The sequence below is a fragment of the Pseudoroseomonas cervicalis genome (assembly GCF_030818485.1).
GTDB classification, from domain to species: domain Bacteria; phylum Pseudomonadota; class Alphaproteobacteria; order Acetobacterales; family Acetobacteraceae; genus Pseudoroseomonas; species Pseudoroseomonas cervicalis_A.
Genome location: NZ_JAUTAJ010000004.1, coordinates 2,237,521 through 2,253,582, shown reverse-complemented (window position 1 = coordinate 2,253,582; position 16,062 = coordinate 2,237,521). Strand labels below are relative to the sequence as shown.

Here is a 16,062-nt window from a genome sequence, read left to right as displayed (position 1 = left end):
CCGCGTGGGCCTCAGCCGATGACGCCGTCGCTGAAGGGCGAGCGGCCCTCATAGATGCCGCTGGTCAGGAAATGCTGCAGCGGGTTGACGCCCGCCGCCGCGACATCGGCATAGGCCGTCAGATAGGCGCTGCTGTCGAAGCCGGCCGAGGGGTCGCGCCCCTCGCGCCAGCCATTGGCCATGTAATGCGCCAGCGGGTCGATGCCGGCGGCGCGCACATCGGCATAGGCCGCCAGATAGGCGCTGGTGTCGAACCAGGCGCTGGAATCGCGCCCCTCGCGCCAGCCGAACTGCCGGTAATGCGCCTCGGCCGAGAGGCCGGCCATGCCGACATCCGGATTGGCCAGCAGATAGTAGGTGGCGTCGAAGCCGCCGCGGATGTCGTCGCCGATGGCGGCGCCGATGCGCCGGCCCTCGGCCTGGCCGAACTGGGCGTAATGCGTCAGCGGGTCGATATTGGCCGCCGCGACGTCGGGGTTGTAGAGGCGGTAGAGCCGAAGGTCGAAGCCGGCCGAGGGGTCGCGCCCCTCGCGCCAGCCATCCGCCTGGTAGTGGTCGAGCGGGTTGATGCCCGCCGCCCGCACATCGGCATTGGCCGAGAGATAGCCGCGCGTGCTGAAATGCTCGGACGGGTCGCGCCCCTCGCGCCAGCCGAACTGGTCGTAATGGCTGTGCGCGTTCAGCCCGGCGCGGAACACGTCCTGGTTGCCGCGCGCATAGTCGAAGGGGTCGAGCAGCGCGGTGCCGTCCAGCACGATGGCGCCATCGGTGAAGCGCAGCGTCTCGATGCCGACCAGCCGGTCGCTGTCCACCGCCTCGCCGGCGCGGTTACCGCTGGTGATGCGATAGGTGGTGACGGTGACGCCGCTGGCCTCCCAGGCCATGACGCGGCTTTCCAGCCTTCCTTCGGCGCCGCCGGTGAGGAACTGGCCGCGCAGCACGGCGACATCGAAGCCCTCGCCGCCGATCAGCAGGTCGTTGCCCTCGCGGCCTTCCAGCGTGTCGTTGCCGGCATTGCCCCAGAGGGTGTTGGCCGCCTGGTTGCCCTGGATCGTGTCATGGCCGCTGCCGCCGCGCGCATCCTCGATCAGCGAGCGCGTGTCGCCCTGGTAGAGCAGCGCGTTGTAGACATTGCCGCTGGCTCTGTGGCCATCGCCCAGATTGGCCAGCTGGCTGCCCGAGATGAGCGAGGAGGCGCCGGGCGCCAGATCGACGCGCAGATCAGTGGCGTAGTTCGACAGGTCGTAGACATCGTGCCCGCCGCCATCCCAGAGGGTCAGGAAGACACGGTTGCCGCCCGGCGTGCCCTGGCCGATGCCATCGATGAACATCTGCCCGCTGTTCGGATCCCAGCTGTAATTGGTGGCGCCGGAGCGGGTGACGTAGTCCGCGCCGTAGAGCGTCTGCAGGGCGGCGATGTCGAGCATCATGTAGCTCTGCGGGCCGTCCCACTCGCCATAGCGGTACATGTCGCGGGCGGAGCCGGCATAGCTGCGATAGCTCATCACCGTGAATTCGATGCTGTCGCGCGCATAGTCCAGATAGGGGCTGTATTCATGCGGGTGCTTCAGCCCCAGCGCATGGCCGGTCTCGTGCAGCACGGTGTGGTAGGCGTAGTTGCCGAGCCGCGGATTCGCATAGGTGCTCGAATTGAACCAGACATCGCCGCCGAGCGGGCTGCTGCTGGGCAGATACGCCATCGCGGTCTGGGTGCGGCTGGTCTGGCCATAGCGCAGATCGCCGGCGCCGCCATCGACCTGGACGATGTTCAGCCCGGTCAGCGCGGCGACCGACATGGCACCGAGCACATTCTGGTGGGCGCTGCCGCCGGTCAGCGTCGCGCGCACCGCCTCGACCATCATCGGCGAGACCGCGACGAAGCTCCAGGTCTCATTGTTCCAGCCGGTATAGCCGGAATAGTCGCCCATGCTGCGCGGGATGCTGTAGGTGAGGGTGCCGGTCCAGCGCGTGCCATAGATCAGCGCGTCGACATCGGCCTGGCCGCTGCTGCCGAAGAACCAGGCCGCCTGCGCCGCCGCAGAGATGTCAGGGATGGCGGCGTCGCTCCCCGCCGAGAGAGAAGCGTATCCGGTGTGTTCGGTCATGAGGCTGCGCCGTCGGAGGATGTTACGATTAGGTTACTGCGAAAATGGGGCAGCTGCGTAGGGGGAAATGCGGTGCGGGTGAAACCGGTGTGGCGGTGGCCGCCGGGCTGCCGGCCCGCCCGGCCGGCATCGTCCCGGCACCAGCGGCAGCAGGGCGGCAAGAGCGCCCCCTGCCACAGCGCCCGGCGGCAGGCCGCCCGGGCCGGGCAGCTGCCTGCGGTGGAGGCCGAGAGGGCGCCGGGACCGCGCAGCATCGGCCGCGAATGCGACGAATGGCCGCCTCGGTGGCGCCAGCCTTGTCATTGTGGCAGCGGCGCCGCGCCCGGCGGGATGGCGGCGCCCTTCCGGCCTCAGCCGATGACGCCATCGCCGAAGGGGGAGCGGCCCTCATAGATGCCGCTGGTCAGGAAATGCTGCAGCGGGTTGACGCCCGCCGCCGCGACATCGGCATAGGCCGTCAGATAGGCGCTGCTGTCGAAGCCGGCCGAGGGGTCGCGCCCCTCGCGCCAGCCATTGGCCATGTAATGCGCCAGCGGGTCGATGCCGGCGGCGCGCACATCGGCATAGGCCGCCAGATAGGCGCTGGTGTCGAACCAGGCGCTGGAATCGCGCCCCTCGCGCCAGCCGAACTGCCGGTAATGCGCCTCGGCCGAGAGGCCGGCCATGCCGACATCCGGATTGGCCAGCAGATAGTAGGTTGCGTCGAAGCCGTTGCGGATGTCGTCGCCGATGGCGGCGCCGATGCGCCGGCCCTCGGCCTGGCCGAACTGGGCGTAATGCGTCAGCGGGTCGATATTGGCCGCCGCGACGTCGGGGTTGTACAGGCGGTAGAGCCGCAGGTCGAAGCCGGCATGCGGGTCGCGCCCCTCGCGCCAGCCATCCGCCTGGTAGTGGTCGAGCGGGTTGATGCCGGCCGCCCGCACATCGGCATTGGCCGAGAGATAGCCGCGGGTGCTGAAATGCTCGGACGGGTCGCGCCCCTCGCGCCAGCCGAACTGGTCGTAATGGCTGTGCGCGTTCAGCCCGGCGCGGAACACATCCTGGTTGCCGCGCGCATAGTCGAAGGGGTCGAGCAGCGCGGTGCCGTCCAGCACGATGGCGCCATCGGTGAAGCGCAGCGTCTCGATGCCGACCAGCCGGTCGCTGTCCACCGCCTCCCCGCCGCCGCTGGTGAGGCGGAAGGTGGTGACGGTCAGGCCGCCGGCATCCCAGGAGGTGACACGGCTCTCCAGCCGCCCCTCGGCGCCCTCGGCCAGGAAACGGCCGCGCAGCAGGGCGGTGTCGAAGCCCTCGCCGCCGATCAGCGTGTCGTTGCCCTCGCGCCCCTCCAGCACGTCATTGCCGGCATTGCCCCACAGAGTGTTGGCCGCCTGGTTGCCGCGGATCGTGTCATGGCCGCTGCCGCCGCGCGCATCCTCGATCAATGAGCGCGTGTCGCCCTCATGCAGCATCGCGTTGTAGACATTGCCGCTGGCGCGGTGGCCATTGCCGAGATTGGCGAGCTGCGCCTCGGAGAAGCGGGAGGCCGCGCCCGGCGCCAGGTCGACCGACAGGGCGGTGGAATAGTTCGACAGGTCGTAGACGTCGCGCCCGCCGCCATCCCAGACCGTCATGAAGATGCGGTTGCCGCCGGGCATGCCCTGGGCGACGCCATCGATCGACATCTGCCCGGTCTCGGGATTCCAGCGATAGGTCGTGGCGCCGGAGCGGGTGCCGTAATCGGCACCGTAGAGCGTCTGCAGCGCCGCGATGTCGAGCATCATGAAGGTCTGCGGCGCGTCCCACGCGCCATAGCGGTAATTGCCCGTGGGGCCGCCGGCATAGCTGCGGTAGCTCATCACCGTGTACTCGACGCTGTCATAGGTCGGGTCGAGCAGCGGCAGGCGGTCATGCGGGTGCTTCAGCCCCAGCGAATGGCCGAGCTCATGGATCGCCGTGTGGTAGGCATAGTTGCCGAGGCGCGGATTGGCGTATTGCGCGTTGTCGAACCACACATCGCCGCCGACCTGGGTGGAGCTCGGATAGTAGGTGCCGGCATCCTTCATCAGGCCGCTCTGGCCGATGCGCACATCGCCCTCGCCGCCGCTGCGCAGCGTGACGGAGAGCTGCGTCAGCGCCGTCACCGACATCGCGCCCAGCACGTTCGGATGGCTGCTGCCGCCCGTCATCGTCGCCCGCACCGCCTCGACCATCATGGCGGAGACGGGGGAGAACTCCGTCTGCTCGCCATTCCAGGGGCTATAGCCGGTGTAGTCGCTGGCCTTGCGCGGGAAGCTGTAGGTGATGGGGCCATCCCAGCGCCGGCCGAAAAGCATGGCATCGACATTGGAATCGCCGGAGCTGCCGGTGAATTCGATGCCGCGGGCCGCCGCGATGACATCGGGCAACAGGGGATCGCTCCCTGCCGAGAGGAAGGCGGATCCGGGCGGGTTGGTCATGTGGCTTTGCCGTCGAGGGTGTCACCCCACACTACCGCCATGGCCGAACCGTTGCGTAGGGGAGAAAGAATGGTGCCGCTGAAACCGGTCCGCCCGTGGCGCCGGCGCCACAGCGCCGCGCGCCTCAGCGGCCGAAAGGACCGAGGCCCACGAACCCGCCTCCCGAGAGCAGCCCAGCCAGATTGGGCAGGAAGGCCGGGCCGCCCAGCAGCACCGCCAGCATCAGCAGCAGCATCAAGCCGGTGAGCGCCCCCTGCCACAGCACCCGGCGCCGCGCGCGGGCGGCGGCCTCGGCCGGCGGTTCCAGCCCCAGCAGCATGCCGCCGGGCCCCGGCAGCAGCCGGCCATCGATGCCGGGCGGGTCGCCGGGCCCCGGCAGCTCCGGCCGGCCGAGCGCGAAGAGCGGCTGCGCCGGCAGCACCAGCCGCTCACTGTAGCGGAAGCGCTCGCCGAGCAGCCCGCCGGTCAGCTCCGACAGCAGCCCGGCCTCGCCGCCCGGGCGCGGCGTGCTGCCCTGCCATTGCCGCACCGGCAGCATGCGCATGTCGACGACATCGGGGCAGAGCAGGATGCGGTGGCCCTGCGGCGTCACCAGCAGGAAGGGGTCGCGGCTGGCCCCCGATTCCTCGGTGCTCCAGCGGCCGGTGCGATCGGGGCCGCTGACGCTGCGGCTCCAGCTCTCGACCTCCCAGCCCTCCCACAGGCAGGAGCCGCCGGAGAGGGTCGCCTGGCGCAGCCCGTCCCAGGGCGCCGTGGTGCCCTCGACCAGCACCATGCCCTCGGGCGGGCGGCTCAGCCAGGCGGCGGCGCGCCAGCCGGTCCAGAGCTGCCAGAGCAGGCCGGCCAGGGTGACGAGGGTGATCAGCAGGATGATGGAGGTGATGGAGCCGAACATCCCCTCCTGTTGCCGCCAGCGCCGGCGCCCCACAAGCCGCCGGACGCTGACAGCCTCGTGCGGGCCCCTTCGCGGGGCCCGCGCGGGTCAGAAGCCGACCTTGTCGGCGCCCTTCAGCGCCAGGATCTCGCGCGCCTCGTCCGGCGTCGCGATCTCCAGGCCAAGCCCCTCGATGATCTGCCGCGCCAGCCGCACCTGCTCGGCATTCGAGGCGGCGAGCCGCCCGGGCCCGGCCCAGAGGCTGTCCTCCAGCCCCACGCGCACATTGCCGCCCATCGCCGCCGACATCGCCGCGATCGGCAGCTGGTTGCGCCCGGCGCCCAGCACCGACCACTGGTACTGGTCGCCAAACAGCCGGTCGGCCGTGCGCTTCATGTGCAGCACATCCTCGGGATGCGCGCCGATGCCGCCCTGCAGCCCGAACACCGTCTGGATGAAGAGCGGGCCGGTGACGATGCCCTGATCGTAGAAATACTTCAGGTTGTAGAGATGCGCGGTGTCGTAGCACTCGAACTCGAAGCGCGTGCCGTTCTCGCGGCAGGTGGTCAGGATGTATTCGATATCGGCGAAGCTGTTGCGGAAGATGATGCCCTTGTCGGAGAGATATTCCTTCTCCCACGGATGCTGGAAATCCTTGAAGCGGTTCAGCATGCCGAACAGGCCGAAATTCATGCTGCCCATGTTCAGCGAGGCGACCTCCGGCCGGAAGGTCGCCGCCGGCTTCACCCGCTGCTCGATCGTCATGGTCGGCGCGCCGCCGGTGGTGATGTTGATCACCGCGTCGCAGCGCTGCTTGATCACCTGCAGGAACGGGGAGAACCCCTCCGGCGACTGGTCCGGGCGACCGTCATCAGGATGGCGCGCATGCAGGTGGACGATGGCCGCGCCGGCCTCCGCGGCGCCCACCGCCGCATCCGCGATCTGCTCCGCCGTGATCGGCAGATGCGGCGACATGCTCGGCGTGTGGATGGCACCCGTGACGGCGCAGGTGATGATGACTTTCCGCTTGGCCATTAGATCTCTCCCTGGCTCTGCTTGTGGGCGCGCAGCGCGGCGAGGCGCCGGTCGCGCCAGCGCATCTTCTCCGGCAAATCGCCGGGCGCGCCCCATTGTTCGAGGATGGTGCCCACCGCCGCCGTGCCATAGACCTCGGGCGCGGCGGGCTCCGCCGCCAGCCTTTTGTAGAAGCCGGTGTAGCGGGCGCAGTAATCGGGGATGCCGCCGGGCGCGTTCAGCTCGATCGTCTCGAACGGCCCCATGAAGGACCAGCGCAGGCCGAGCCCGTCCTTCACCGTGTGGTCCAGATCCTGCGGCGTGACATAGCCTTCCGAGACCAGGCGGAAGGCCTCGGCCAGCAGGGCGCCCTGCAGCCGGTTCAGCACGAAGCCCTCCACCTCCTTCTTCACCGTGATCGGCACCTGGCCGATGGCGGCGTAGATGGCGCGGGCGCGCTCCACCACCTCGGGCGAGGTCCAGGGCGCGCCGGAGAGCTCCACCAGCGGCACCAGATGCGGCGGGTTCACCGGATGCGCCACCAGGCAGCGGGCGCGGCCCGGCAGCGCCTCGGTGAAGAGCGAGGTGCGGATGGCGGAGGAGGAGGAGGCCAGGATGCAGCCCGGCGGCGCCAGCAGGTCGAGCTCGGCGAACAGCGCCTGCTTGACCTCCAGCGTCTCCGGCCCGTTCTCCTGCACCAGGGTGGCGGTGGCGACGGCCTCGCCCAGGCTGCCCACTGCGCGGATGCGGCGCGCCGCACCCGAAGGGTCCTCGCACAGCCCCTGCTCGGCAAGGTCGGTCAGCCCCTGCGCGCAGAGGCCGGTCGCGGCCTCCGCCACGCCGGGGGCGGGGTCGTAGAGCGCCACCTGCCAGCCGGCGCGGGCGAAGATCATCGCCCAGGCCCGGCCGATCAGGCCGGTGCCGATGATGGCGACGCTGTGCGGTGTCATTGAGTGTTCCTCCTTGTGCTGGGGAGGCTTTGCCTCCCCAGACCGGCCATTGTCCTGGGGGAGGCTCCGCCTCCCCCAGACCCCCTCGGCCGGGGGGACAGGGTCCCCCCGGACCCCGCCATCAGTGTTGCGTCCCGCCTGGCCGGGAGACGGCGGCAGCCCGACAGAAAAAAGATGGGGGTCCGGGGGAATTCATTCCCCCGGAGCTTCGGATTCATGAACTTCGCTGTCACAGCCAAAGCACTTTCCGCCGCAGCTCGAGATCGTCGCGCAGCGCGCGGCTTTCGCCCGTCCAGGTCACCGCGCCACGCTCCAGCGCCACGGTGCTGTCCGACAGCGCCAGGGCGAGATCCAGGTTGTGGTCGACGATGATGATCGAGATCTCCTGCCGCAGCCGGTCGAAGGCCTCGAACAGCTCCTCCGTCACCGCGGGGGAGAGGCCCTCGAAGGGCTCGTCCAGCAGCAGCAGGCGGGTGTCGCCCGACAGCGCGCGGGCGACGGCGACCATCTGCTGCTCGCCGCCGGACAGCGCATCGGCCGGCGTGCGCCAGCGCTGCTTCAGGCGCGGGAAGAATTCCAGCACCTTCTCCTCCTCCCAGTGCTTGCCGGCACCGGTCAGGCGCTTCAGCCGGCCGAGGGCGAGGTTCTCGGCGACACTCATCCCGGCGAACAGCCCGCGCCCCTGGGGCACGAAGCCGACGCCGCGGCGGGCGATCTGGTCGGAGGGCAGGCCCGCCACCTGCTCGCCCGCCAGCACCATCTGCCCGCGCGCCGGGCGGGTGATGCCCATGACGCTTTTCAGCAGCGTCGACTTGCCGGCGCCGTTGCGCCCCAGCAGCGCCAGGATCTCACCCTGCCGTAGGCTGAAAGAGACACCCTGCAGGATGTGGCTCTTGCCGTAATAGGTGTGGATGTCGTCGAGCGACAGCAGCACCTCCGGCGCGGCGGCCGAGGGGCGCGGCTTGGCCGCGATGGCGGCGGCGCCGGAGCCGAGATAGACGGCCTGCACACGGGCATCGCCGCGCGCATCCTCGACGCTGCCATCGACCAGCACCTCACCATCATTCATCACCGTCACGCGGTCGGCGAGGGCGAAGACACGATCGATGTCATGCTCCACCAGCAGCACGGGGATGTCGGTGGAGACGCGCTTGATCAGCTCACCCACCCGGGTGCGCTCGGCGGTGGCCAGGCCGGCCAGCGGTTCATCCAGCAGCAGGATGCGCGGGCGGGTGGCGACGGCCACCGCCATGTCCACCAGCCGCTGCCCGCCATAGGAGAGCGCCCCGGCCTCGGCACGCTCGATGCCGGCGAGCCCCATCCAGCGCAGCAGCACCTCGGTGTCCTCGGCCATGTCGCCATAGGATTCCGCGCTCTTCCACAGGCCGAAGCGCTTGGCGTGCCGCGCCTGCACCGCCAGCCGCAGATTCTCCGCGATGGACAGGCCGGGGAAGAGGTTGGTGATCTGGAAGGAGCGGCCGATGCCGGCTTGGGTGATGGCCTGCGGCTCCATGCCCGTCACGTCGCGGCCATCGAGCAGCACACGGCCGGCATCGGGCGGGAACATGCCGGAGAGCAGGTTGAAGGCGCTGGTCTTGCCGGCGCCGTTCGGGCCGATCAGCGCGTGCAGCGTGCGGTCGCCGACCGAGAAGCTGACGCCCTTCACCGCCTGGATGCGCCCAAAGCTTTTTTTCAGGGCGTCCGCTTCGAGGACGCTGGTGGCGCCGCCCTGGCCCGGGCGGATGAAGCGCGGCGGCACCGGCTCCGGCACCGTGGTGCGGCGGGCGGACATCGCCGCATCCTCCACCGGCGTCTTGCGGAAGGGGGCGAGCAGGCGCTTGCCGACCCCCACCAGCCCGTCCGGCGAGAAGACGATGAAGCCCACGAAGAGCAGGCCGAAGAACAGCAGCCAGTTGGCCGTGTAGATCGACAGGAATTCGCGGAACAGGATGTAGAACAGCGCGCCGAGCGCCGGGCCCAGGAAGCCGCGCATGCCGCCGATGACGACCATCGCCAGCAGCTCGCCCGAGAAGGCTATGGCGATCGGCTCGGCCGAGGCGAAGCGGTGATTGTAGGCCGAGAGCATGCCGGCCAGCGCCGTGACGCCGGCCGAGAGGGTGAAGGCCAGCAGCTTGTAGCGCGTGGTGTCGTAGCCCACGAAGCGCGCGCGCTGCTCATTCTCGCGGATGGCGACCAGCACGGTGCCGACGGGGGCGTGGTGGAAGCGCCACAGGGCATAGACCATGCCGAAACCCACCACCGCGACCGCGGTGTAGTAAGCGGAAGAGGAATCGAGGAAGGCGTAGCGGGTGATGCCGCCGAAGCCATCCTCGCCGCCGGTCAGCTCGGTCCAGCGGAAGGCGATGGTGAAGAGCATCGCCGTCATGGCCAGCGTGAGGAGCGAGAAATAGACCCCGCGGCGGCGCAGGATCAGCAGGCCGACCAGCCCCGCGAAGCCGAGCACGAAGACCATGCCGAACAGCATGGGCAGCAGCATGTCGCCGGGGAAGAAATGCCGCTGGAGGATGCCGGCGGCATAGGCGCCGATGCCGAACCAGGCGCCATGGCCGAAGGAGACCAGGCCGGTATGGCCGACCAGGATGTTCAGCCCCATCGCCGCGATGGCGAAGATGACGACATCGGTCGCCGATTTGAGGGTGAGCCCGAGGGCGGGCAGCAGGATGGGCAGCAGCAGCAGCGCGGCGAGCGCGATGAGCAGCGGGCGGATCTCTTTGCTCATGATCGGGCTCACTCGAATTTCGCGATGCGCTCGCCGAACAGGCCGCGCGGGCGCAGCAGCAGGACGAGCAGCATGAGGAGATAGACCGAGGCCTCGGTGGCCGGCGGGAAGGCGTAAGCCGCGATGCCGCGCACCACGCCCACGATCAGCGCCGCGACCACGACACCCCAGAAGGAGCCGAGCCCGCCGATGACAACGACCACGAAGGCGAAGGTCAGGATTTCCGCGCCCATCGCCGGATGCACGCCGATGACGGGGGCGAGCATGACACCGGCGAGCGCGGCGAGGCCCACCGCGATCATGACGACTGCCGACATGTAGGGCTTGAGCGAGATGCCCAGCGCGCCGACCATGTCCGGATTCTGCACGCCGGCGCGCACCACGCGGCCGAAATGCGTCCGCTGCAGCAGAAACCACAGGCCGAGCACGCAGAGGGCGGCCACCGCCAGGATCATCAGCCGGTAGCGGGAATAGATGAACTCGCCGATGAAGACCTGCCCGCGCAGCTCGATGGGGATCGAGAAGGGCAAGGGCGGCGCGCCGAAGATCATGCGCAAGCTCTGCTCGGCCACCATGGCGAGGCCGAAGGTCAGCAGCAGCGACAGGATCGGATCCGCGCGGTAGAAGCGCCGCAGCAGGAAGCGCTCGATCACCAGGCCGAGGAGGCCCACCAGCACGGGGGCGGCCACGAAGGCGCCGCCGAAGCCGATATGCGGGGCCAGCGCCACGGTGAGATAGGCGCCGATGGCGTAGAAGGCGCCATGCGCCAGGTTGACGATGCCGCCCAGGCTGAAGATCAGCGACAGGCCGAGCGCGATCAGCAGGTAATAGGCGCCGATCAGCAGACCGTTGAGGATCTGCTCGATGAGGAAGACGATTTCCAAGGCCAGGGCTCCCTGCGCCTCCGGTGGCCCCGCGCCAGATGGCGGCGCGGGGCGCGGGGCAAGCGGATCAGGTCGGGAAGGTGCAGCTCGCCTCGTCCGGGGTGGAGGCGATGGCTTCCAGGCTCTCCTCCGGCCCCGGCACGGGCGGCGAGGAGGTGAAGATGTCGTAGCGGTCGCGCTGCTCGGCCGCCGGCAGGGCGGAGATGGCGTACATCTCCGTCATGATCTGGTGGTCGCGGGCGCGGAAATAGCTCTCGCGGCTCTTCTGCACCTCGAACTTCGCGCCGCTCTCCAGATATTCCACGATGCGCGGGCCCTCGGTGCTCTTGGTCTCGTTCATCGAGCGGGCGAGGATCTTCACCGCGTTGTAGTCGCCCCAGGCCTGGTTCTCCGGCGGGCGGCCGAAGCGGGCGCGGAAATCGGCGGTGAATTTCTTCGCCGCCGGATTGTCCAGCCGGTGGTGCCACATGGTGGGCCAGGTGCCGAGGAAATTGCCCTGGCCGGCGCCCCAGGCGAGCGCCGTGTCGAAACCGAAGCCGGCCACCGGGAAGCGCAGGCCGAATTCCGAATACTGCTTCAGGAAGTTGGTGATCTGCGCGCCGGCCAGGTTGGCGACGATGACATCCGGCCGCGCCTGGCGGATCTTCAGCAGGAAGGGCGAGAAATCGGTGAGGTCGGTCGGGATCAGATCCTCATTGGCGACGCTGCCGCCATTCTCGGCCATGAAGCGTTTGGCGACCCGCAGCAAATCGTGGCCGAAGGCGTAGTCGGCGGTCAGCGCATAGGTCTTCTTGCCGCGGATCAGCCCCTGCTGCACCAGCACGCGGCCCACCGCCTTCACATACATCGAGTTCTGGCCCTCGATGTGGAACATGAACTTGCGGCAGTCGCTGCCGCGCAGCGCATCCGAATTGGCGCCGGTGTTGATGAACAGCGCGCGCTCGCGCTGCACCACCTGGCCGATCGCCAGCGCCGAGGCGGAGTTGATCTCGCCCACGATGCAGCTGACGCGGTCGCGCTGGATGTAGCGCTCGGCCTTGGCGCTGGCGGTCTGCGGGTTGACGCTGTCCTCGAACAGCATCTCCAGCCGGCGGCCATTGATGCCGCCGGCGGCGTTCACCTCATCGGCGGCGAGCTGCGCGGCCTGCACGGCGAACTCGCCGAGCGGGCCGAGGAAGCCGGTGCGCGGCGTCAGATGGCCGATGCGGATGACATCGGATTGCGCGTAGGAAATGGCGGGGGCGGCGAGCAGCGTGGCGGCGCCAAGCAGCGCGCCCCGCCGCGTGATGCGCGGGAGCTCGGTCATTCCTGGATCCTCTCCTCTGGCGGGGGGCGGTTTTCCGGGGCCCTCTCCGCGACGATGCACAGTCGTGATCTGTGATCACAATGAGGCTTGCCTATTCGCCCCGGATTGTCCAGAGGGAAGTGTGTGACGCCCGTCCTTCCCATGGCCCTGGCCAGCCTGCCGCTGCTCGAGCGCCGCACCCTCGGTGAATCGGCCTATGCGCATCTGCGCGACCTGCTCGCCTCCGGCCGCGTGGCGCCGGGGGAGAAGCTGTCCCTGCGTGACCTGTCCGAGGCGCTTGGCGTCTCGGTGATGCCTGTGCGGGAGGCGGTGAGCCGGCTGATCGCCGATGGCGCGCTGGAGGTGGCGCCGAACCGCGCCGTGCGCGTGCCGGTGATGACGGGGGCCCAGTTCCGCGAGCTGGCGGCGGTGCGCGCCGGCATCGAGGGCTGGGCGGCGGAGCTCGCCGCGCAGGCGCGCAGCGCCGCGCAGCTTGCCGCCATCACGGCGGCGGAGGCGGCGATGCGCGGCGCCGAGCATGCGCCGGATCTCGGCCATGCGGTGCAGCTGAACCGCGACTTCCATTTCGCCATCTATGACGCGGCGGGGCTGCCGACGCTGGTGGATGTGATCGGCGGGCTGTGGCTGAAGGCGGGGCCGGTGATCAATCTCGATTTGCGGCATTCGCGCGACCGGCTCTCCTCCGGCCATGCGCTGCGCTGCCATGCGGCGGCGCTGGCGGCGATCCGCGCCGGGGATGGGCCAGCGGCGCGGCGCGCGATCGCCGAGGACATCACGCGCGCGGCGGATTTCATCATCGACAAGGGCGGGTTGCCGACAGAAGAGTAACCTTCTTTTTCTGAAGAAAAAGAAGCAAAAAGACTTCTTTCAGTTTGGCGCCCCGCCTCAGGCCGTAAGCGGGACGCCAAACTGACAAAAGTTTTTTGGTTCTTTTTTCCAAAAAAGAACGTCCTGAAGAAAAATAAAGGGAGCAAACGACATGGATCTCGGTCTGGCGGGTGCGCGGGTGCTGGTCACCGCGGGGGCGGCGGGCATTGGCCGCGCCATTGTCGAGGCCTTCCTGGCGGAGGGCGCGCGCGTCTTCACCTGCGATGTGGATGAGGCGGGGCTCGCCACCCTGCCGGAGGGTGTCGGCTGGCGCCGCACCGATGTCGCCGATCGCGGCCAGGTGGCGGCGCTGTTCCAGGCGGCGCTGCTGGAGCTGGGCGGGCTGGACGTGCTGGTGAACAATGCCGGCATCGCGGGCCCCACCGGCCGGCTGGACGAGATCCATCCCGAGGATTGGGATCGCTGCCTGGAGGTCTGCCTGACCAGCCAGTTCAACTGCGCCCGGCTGGCCATCCCGCATCTGCGCGAGAGCGGCAATGCCAGCATCGTCAATTTGTCCTCGGCGGCGGGCAAGCACGGCTTCGCGCTGCGCAGCCCCTATGCGGCGGCGAAATGGGGGGTGATCGGGCTGACCAAGTCGCTGGCGATCGAGCTGGGCGATGACGGCATCCGGGTGAACGCCATCCTGCCCGGGCTGGTCGCCGGCGACCGCCAGCGCCGCGTGCTGGAGGCCAAGGCGCAGAGCCGCGGCGTGTCCTATGCCGAGATGGAGAAGATCGCCTTCGGCTACACCTCGATCAAGGAATACGTCACGCCGCAGCAGCTGGCGGACCAGATCCTGTTCCTGGCCTCGCCGCGCGGGCGGACGATTTCCGGCCAGGCGATCAGCATCGATGGCGATACGCGGATGCTGTCCTGAGGGCCTACCCCGCCGGCTGCACCAGAGCCTGCCCCGCCGCCATCGCTGGCGCCGCCCGCCCGAAGCGGCCCGGCGCGAAGGCGGCGATGGGCAGGTCGGTGCCGCCCTGCAGCGCCAGATCGGCGACGATGCCGCCGATGCAGGGCGCCAGCGCGAAGCCATGGCCGCAGAAGCCGAAGGCGTGCACCAAGCCTTTCGCGGTGGCGGAGCGGCCGATCACCGGGATATCGTCGGGCAGCACGCCCTCGATCCCGGCCCAGGCATGCACCATGCGGGTCCCGGCCAGGATCGGGAACAAATCGAGCGCGGTGCGGGCGGAGAAGGCCAGGCGCGCCACATCCAGCGTCACCCGGCCGGTGGCCAGGTCGCCCACCCCCTTGTGCCCGCCGCCGATCATCACCTGGCCGGAGGCGGTCTGCTTGAAGGAGATCGGCCGGCCGGTGGCGCCCACCACCGGGGCGATGAAGGGCGCCATCGGCGCCGTCAGCATCATCATGAAGGCGTTGAAGCCGAGCGGGATGTCCTCGCCCACCGCGCGCGCCACGCGGCCGGCCCAGGCGCCGGCGGTGTTCACCACGATCGGCGCTGCATGCCGCGCGCCATCGGCGCAGCGCAGCTGCCACAGCCCGTCGCGGCGTTCGAGATGGGTGACGCGGGCGCCCTCCACCATCTCCGCCCCCAGCGCCAGGGCGGCGCGGCGGAAGGCCAGGGTGGTGCGGTAGGGTTCGGCGAAGCCGTCGCGCGCGCAGAGAATGCCGCCCAGGCAATGCGGCGCCAGGGCCGGCAGCCAGCGGCGCAGCGCCTCCGGCCCGATCAGTTCCTCATGCGTGTAGCCCTGGGCGCGCAGGCTGGCCACGCGCGCTTCCAGGATGGCCAGCTCCTCCGGCGTCTCGGCCACCTTGATCTGGCCGGTGGGCTGGAAGCCGCCATCCTCGCCCAGCAGCGCGGCGAGGTCGTGCCAGAGCTCCAGCGCGGCCAGCGCCAGCGGGATTTCGGCGGTGTGGCGGCCCAGGCTGCGCACCCCGCCGGCCGAGAAGCCGGAGGCATGCGCGCCGGCCACCTCCTTCTCCAGCACCCGCACGCGCCGGCCGCGCCGGGCGATCTGGAAGGCGGCGGAGAGGCCGTGCAGCCCGCCGCCGATCACCAGCACATCGGGGTGGCTCATGCCAGGCGCTCCGTATCGGTCTGGACGGGCAGCGGGTCCGGGCGCGGCCCGGCCAGGGCGGCCAGGGCCGCGAAGCCCACCGGCCGGGCGGGGGCGGGGGGCGATTGGCGCAGCGCCTCGGCCAGGGCGGCGGCGTTGCGCTCGGGGCCGGGCGGCTGGGCCAGCAGGGCGGCCATGGCCACCGGGTCGCGGCGCGGCGCCTCGGGCAAGGGGCGGGGCGGGGGTGGGGGGATGGCGTCCTCGGCCGCCAGGGCCGGCAGGCCGGCGAGCGCCCGGGCGGCGATGCGGCCCTGGGCGGCGGCCGCTTCCGGCGTCGTGGCGCCCAGGATGGCGCCGGCGGCGTAGATACCGGGAAGGCTGGTGGCGCCGGTGGCATCCACCACCGGGCGGCCGGTGGCGAAGGCGCAGCCCAGCGCCAGCAGCAGCAGCGGCTCATCGGCGCAGAGCAGCAGGCGGGTGAACGGCACGGCGCGCACCCCCGCGGACGTCTCGGCCCAGAGAAGGCCCGGCTCGGCATGCCAGACCGTGACCTCGGGCCGGGCGAGCAGGGTGGCGCCGGGCAGCAGCGCCAGCGCCGCCCGGCCGGCGGGGCCGCCGCCGACCACCACCAGGCTCATGCCAGTTCCTCGGCGGGCAGGTCGGCCAGCTCGCCCACGGTGATCGGCTTGTAGGGCGCGCGCGGGCGCAGCGCGCCGGCCGCCTCGATCGGGATGCCGCGCGTCTCGGCGATCAGCGCCGCGACGGTGGTGCCGCACATGCGGCCCTGGCAGGGGCCCATGCCGGTGCGCAGATAGGCCTTGGCCTGGTTCGGCCCGGTGGCGCCCATGCGCGCCGCCTGG

At 70.3% G+C, this 16,062-nt stretch carries 12 protein-coding genes; 2 read left to right on the top strand and 10 right to left on the bottom strand.

Annotation, left to right across the window (positions count from 1 at the left end):
- Positions 1–11: 11 nt before the first annotated feature.
- The 8 genes from QE401_RS14435 to QE401_RS14400 form a co-directional block, all read right to left on the bottom strand.
- Positions 12–2,105, bottom strand: a complete 2,094-nt coding sequence (locus QE401_RS14435) for a M10 family metallopeptidase (RefSeq protein ID WP_307138872.1) — start codon at positions 2,103–2,105, stop codon at positions 12–14.
- A 350-nt stretch (positions 2,106–2,455) separates the two neighbouring features.
- A complete protein-coding gene (locus QE401_RS14430; protein ID WP_307138871.1) occupies positions 2,456–4,543 on the bottom strand; it encodes a M10 family metallopeptidase in 2,088 nt (695 codons plus the stop codon).
- Between the two features lie 124 nt (positions 4,544–4,667).
- On the bottom strand, positions 4,668–5,438 hold the full coding sequence (locus tag QE401_RS14425; RefSeq protein ID WP_307138870.1) for a hypothetical protein: 771 nt from the start codon (positions 5,436–5,438) through the stop codon (positions 4,668–4,670).
- An 87-nt stretch (positions 5,439–5,525) separates the two neighbouring features.
- Positions 5,526–6,452, bottom strand: coding sequence for a 3,5-dioxohexanoate:acetyl-CoA acetone transferase (gene kce / locus QE401_RS14420; RefSeq protein ID WP_307138869.1), 927 nt, complete (start codon positions 6,450–6,452; stop codon positions 5,526–5,528).
- Positions 6,452–7,381: a 3-hydroxyacyl-CoA dehydrogenase gene (locus tag QE401_RS14415; RefSeq protein ID WP_307138868.1), complete on the bottom strand. Its 930-nt coding sequence runs from the start codon at positions 7,379–7,381 to the stop codon at positions 6,452–6,454. The genes kce and QE401_RS14415 overlap by 1 nt, the downstream gene beginning before the upstream one ends.
- Positions 7,382–7,610: 229 nt before the next feature.
- Complete coding sequence (locus QE401_RS14410; protein ID WP_307138867.1) at positions 7,611–10,121, bottom strand: branched-chain amino acid ABC transporter ATP-binding protein/permease; 2,511 nt, start codon at positions 10,119–10,121, stop codon at positions 7,611–7,613.
- Between the two features lie 8 nt (positions 10,122–10,129).
- The gene (locus tag QE401_RS14405; protein ID WP_307138866.1) at positions 10,130–11,005 is read right to left on the bottom strand and encodes a branched-chain amino acid ABC transporter permease; all 876 of its coding nucleotides are present in this window, start codon (positions 11,003–11,005) and stop codon (positions 10,130–10,132) included.
- Positions 11,006–11,072: 67 nt separating this feature from the next.
- A complete protein-coding gene (locus QE401_RS14400) occupies positions 11,073–12,311 on the bottom strand; it encodes an ABC transporter substrate-binding protein (RefSeq protein ID WP_307138865.1) in 1,239 nt (412 codons plus the stop codon).
- Between the two features lie 123 nt (positions 12,312–12,434).
- On the opposite strand from QE401_RS14400, the gene QE401_RS14395 reads away from it, so the two are divergent.
- The gene (locus tag QE401_RS14395) at positions 12,435–13,139 is read left to right on the top strand and encodes a GntR family transcriptional regulator (protein WP_307138864.1); all 705 of its coding nucleotides are present in this window, start codon (positions 12,435–12,437) and stop codon (positions 13,137–13,139) included.
- A 151-nt stretch (positions 13,140–13,290) separates the two neighbouring features.
- Positions 13,291–14,058 (top strand): SDR family oxidoreductase, encoded by a 768-nt coding sequence (locus QE401_RS14390; protein WP_307138863.1) that lies wholly within the window; start codon positions 13,291–13,293, stop codon positions 14,056–14,058.
- Positions 14,059–14,062: 4 nt separating this feature from the next.
- Here the strand turns inward: QE401_RS14390 and QE401_RS14385 are convergent, their stop codons facing one another.
- Entirely contained in the window at positions 14,063–15,223 is a 1,161-nt protein-coding gene (locus QE401_RS14385; protein WP_307138862.1) for an NAD(P)/FAD-dependent oxidoreductase, read from the bottom strand.
- 613 nt (positions 15,224–15,836) lie between these two features.
- On the bottom strand, positions 15,837–16,049 hold the full coding sequence (locus tag QE401_RS14380; protein WP_307140251.1) for a bacterioferritin-associated ferredoxin: 213 nt from the start codon (positions 16,047–16,049) through the stop codon (positions 15,837–15,839).
- Positions 16,050–16,062 lie beyond the last annotated feature (13 nt).

Excerpts from the sequence above, each read along its gene's own strand:
- QE401_RS14435 (WP_307138872.1), bottom strand. The coding sequence starts at position 2,105 with ATGACCGAACACACCGGATACGCTTCTCTCTCGGCGGGGAGCGACGCC.
- QE401_RS14430 (WP_307138871.1), bottom strand. The coding sequence starts at position 4,543 with ATGACCAACCCGCCCGGATCCGCCTTCCTCTCGGCAGGGAGCGATCCC.
- QE401_RS14425 (WP_307138870.1), bottom strand. The coding sequence starts at position 5,438 with ATGTTCGGCTCCATCACCTCCATCATCCTGCTGATCACCCTCGTCACC.
- kce (WP_307138869.1), bottom strand. The coding sequence starts at position 6,452 with ATGGCCAAGCGGAAAGTCATCATCACCTGCGCCGTCACGGGTGCCATC.
- QE401_RS14415 (WP_307138868.1), bottom strand. The coding sequence starts at position 7,381 with ATGACACCGCACAGCGTCGCCATCATCGGCACCGGCCTGATCGGCCGG.
- QE401_RS14410 (WP_307138867.1), bottom strand. The coding sequence starts at position 10,121 with ATGAGCAAAGAGATCCGCCCGCTGCTCATCGCGCTCGCCGCGCTGCTG.
- QE401_RS14400 (WP_307138865.1), bottom strand. The coding sequence starts at position 12,311 with ATGACCGAGCTCCCGCGCATCACGCGGCGGGGCGCGCTGCTTGGCGCC.
- QE401_RS14390 (WP_307138863.1), top strand. The coding sequence starts at position 13,291 with ATGGATCTCGGTCTGGCGGGTGCGCGGGTGCTGGTCACCGCGGGGGCG.
- QE401_RS14385 (WP_307138862.1), bottom strand. The coding sequence starts at position 15,223 with ATGAGCCACCCCGATGTGCTGGTGATCGGCGGCGGGCTGCACGGCCTC.
- QE401_RS14380 (WP_307140251.1), bottom strand. The coding sequence starts at position 16,049 with ATGGGCGCCACCGGGCCGAACCAGGCCAAGGCCTATCTGCGCACCGGC.